We start from the raw sequence: 2,805 nt of genomic DNA, 5'->3' as shown, positions 1-2,805 counted from the left end.
GCCGCCCCGTCGATGGAGGCCCGGATCGCGTATCGGGTCGGGCTGCGACCCGACGTCAAACGGGTGCCGATCTTCGGGCTCGGGTGCGTTGCCGGTGCGGCGGGAACAGCGCGTCTGTACGACTATCTGCTCGGGCACCCCGACGACGTGGCCGTCCTGCTGTCCGTGGAACTGTGTTCGCTGACGGTGCAGCGCAACGATCACTCCATCGCCAATCTCGTGGCGACCGGGCTGTTCGGCGACGGTGCGGCAGCGGTGGCCGCCGTCGGCGCCCGGCGCGCCGAACGGACCCGGGCGCGCGGGCCCCGGGTGATCGCGTCGCGCAGCCACCTGTACCCGGACACCGAGCGGACCATGGGGTGGGATGTGGGGTCGAGCGGCCTGAAGATCGTCCTCGATGCCCAGGTGCCCGTCGTGATCGAAAAGTACCTCGGTGCGGACGTCCGCTCGTTCCTGGCCGAACACGGATTGCGGACGGACGACATCACCGCCTGGGTCTGCCATCCGGGAGGGCCGAGGGTGATCCGCGCGGTCGAGTCCGAGCTCGGTCTGTCGTCGCAGGCGTTGGAGATGACCCGCCGGTCGCTGGCCGCGGTGGGGAACCTGTCCTCGTCGTCGGTCCTGCACGTGCTGCGGGACACGCTCGAACAGCGCCCCCCGGAACCGGGCACTCCGGGGCTCATGATGGCCATGGGGCCGGGGTTCTGCTCCGAACTCGTCCTCCTCGAGTGGTAGCGCGGACGCCATGTTCTATCTCCTGCTCGTCGCCGCGGTCGCCACGGAGCGGCTCGCCGAGCTGGTGGTGTCCCGGCGGAACCTGGCGTGGAGCATGGAGCGCGGGGGCCGGGAGAGCGGCCGCGGACACTATCCGGTGATGGCGTCACTGCACGCGGGGCTGCTGGCCGGATGCCTGATCGAGACGTTCGGCGTCGGCCGCCGGTACGTGCCGGCCCTCGGCCGGCCGATGCTGGCACTCGTCCTGGCGTCGCAGTGCCTGAGATGGTGGTGCATCCTCACCCTCGGACACCGCTGGAACACCCGCATCGTGATCGTGCCCGGATTGCCCCTGATCCGCCGTGGGCCGTACCGCCGGCTCCGGCACCCCAACTACGTGGCCGTCGTCGTCGAGGGTGCGGCACTGCCGCTCGTCCACTCCGCGTGGGTGACCGCGGTGACCTTCACTGCGCTCGATGCCGTGGTACTTCGGGTGCGGATCCGCGCCGAGAACGCCGCCCTGCGCGAACTGGTGCGCGATGCATGACCTGATCGTCGTCGGCGCCGGCCCCGCGGGGCTGGCCACGGCCCTGTATTCCGCCCGGGCCGGCCTCGATACGGTCGTGATCGAGTCGAGGCCGTCGCCGATCGACAAGGCCTGCGGGGAGGGTCTGATGCCGGGCGCGGTCGCCTGCCTGCGCGAACTCGGTGTGCCGGTCGACGGACATCCCCTCCGGGGGATCCGGTACACGGACGGGCACTGCCGGGCCGAGGCCGTCTTCCGCGACGGCCACGGTTCAGGGGTGCGCCGCACCGATCTGCAGGCAGCATTGCAGTCCGAGGTCGTGACACGAGGTGTTCCGGTGCTGCAGCGCCGGGTCTCCGAGATCACGCAGGATGCCCGGTGCGTGACGGCCGCAGGCGCCACGGCGCGGTACCTCGTCGCGGCCGACGGGCTGCACTCCGCCATCCGACGGCAGCTGGGCCTGGACCGCCCACCGTCCGGTCACCACAGGTGGGGGCTACGCCGGCACTTCGAGGTGGCCCCATGGACCGACTTCGTGGAAGTGCATTGGGCCCGCGACCGCGAGGCCTACGTCACCCCGGTCGGTCCCCGCCTCGTCGGCGTGGCGCTGCTCTCCGCTACCCGCGGGTCGTTCGCCCGGCAGCTGGCCGAATTCCCCGCCCTTGCCCAGCGGCTCCCCGACACCGCGGCGACCGCCGTCCGGGGGGCGGGACCGATGCGTCAGGACGCCAGGGCCCGCGTCGCGGGCCGTGTGCTGCTCGTCGGCGACGCGGCCGGATACGTGGACGCGATCACCGGCGAAGGCATCGACGTCGCTCTGAAATGCGCACGCGCCCTTGTGCAGTGCCTCGAATGCGGGCAACCGGCACGCTACGAACGGGCATGGTCACGGGCGTCGCGGCGCTCACGCCTGCTGACCTCCTCCCTGCTGTGGGCGCGTCGGCAACCCCGCCTCGGCCCTGTCATCGTGCCGCTGGCTGCGCGGTCACCACGCCTGTTCGCTGCCGCCGTCCATCAGGTCGCACGATGACGATGTCGACGTCCCCGACCCGGCCTCCGCCACGGCCATGACCCGCTGGGCCGCATTTCTTCTCGCACGCCGGTGGCTCGTGCTGATCGTGACCGTCACCGCGCTGGTCCTCGGCGGCGCATGGGGGCTGGGGGTCTTCCCCCATCTGAGGTTCGAGGGCTTCCTCGACGACGGGAGCGAAGCCGCGCACGTCACGCACCAGGTGGAGGAGCACCTCGGCCGCCGGGAGCCGGACATCGTCGCCATCTACACCGCCCCACCCGGGCAGAGCATCGACGACATCGGACCCGAGGTGGCCGGGCACCTCGCCGCTCTCGATCGCACCCGGGTCGAGCGCGTCGACACCTACTGGACGGTGCCCGTGGTCGAGAAACCGTACTTGCGCTCCGCCGATGGCACCCGAGCGCTCGCGGCGGTCAGTCCGCCGAAGATCATCACCAGCAGAATCAGGGTCAGCGGAAGCGATACCGACTCGGCGACGACGAGGTCGGTCTTCAGTTGTGTGTTGAACGAATCGTCGACCACGGTCTTGCCG

Annotated in this window: 3 protein-coding genes and 1 pseudogene; all 4 read left to right on the top strand. The window is 71.1% G+C overall.

All coding sequences use genetic code 11. From position 1 onward, the window contains the following. Positions 1–735, top strand: a 735-nt coding sequence (locus AIIKEEIJ_RS13600) for a type III polyketide synthase (protein WP_274386836.1), incomplete at its 5' end; no start/stop codon positions are given. Between the two features lie 10 nt (positions 736–745). After that, positions 746–1,261, top strand: a complete 516-nt coding sequence (locus AIIKEEIJ_RS13595) for an isoprenylcysteine carboxyl methyltransferase family protein (protein WP_006946895.1) — start codon at positions 746–748, stop codon at positions 1,259–1,261. Then, a complete protein-coding gene (locus tag AIIKEEIJ_RS13590) occupies positions 1,254–2,270 on the top strand; it encodes an FAD-dependent monooxygenase (RefSeq protein ID WP_161995867.1) in 1,017 nt (338 codons plus the stop codon). The genes AIIKEEIJ_RS13595 and AIIKEEIJ_RS13590 overlap by 8 nt, the downstream gene beginning before the upstream one ends. Positions 2,271–2,307: 37 nt before the next feature. Then, positions 2,308–2,805, top strand: a pseudogene (locus tag AIIKEEIJ_RS13585) (MMPL family transporter); the annotation flags it as partial.

It is taken from the genome of Rhodococcus sp. YH1, assembly GCF_009939605.1.
GTDB lineage: Bacteria > Actinomycetota > Actinomycetes > Mycobacteriales > Mycobacteriaceae > Rhodococcus > Rhodococcus aetherivorans.
This window is presented reverse-complemented; position numbering and strand designations above follow the sequence as displayed.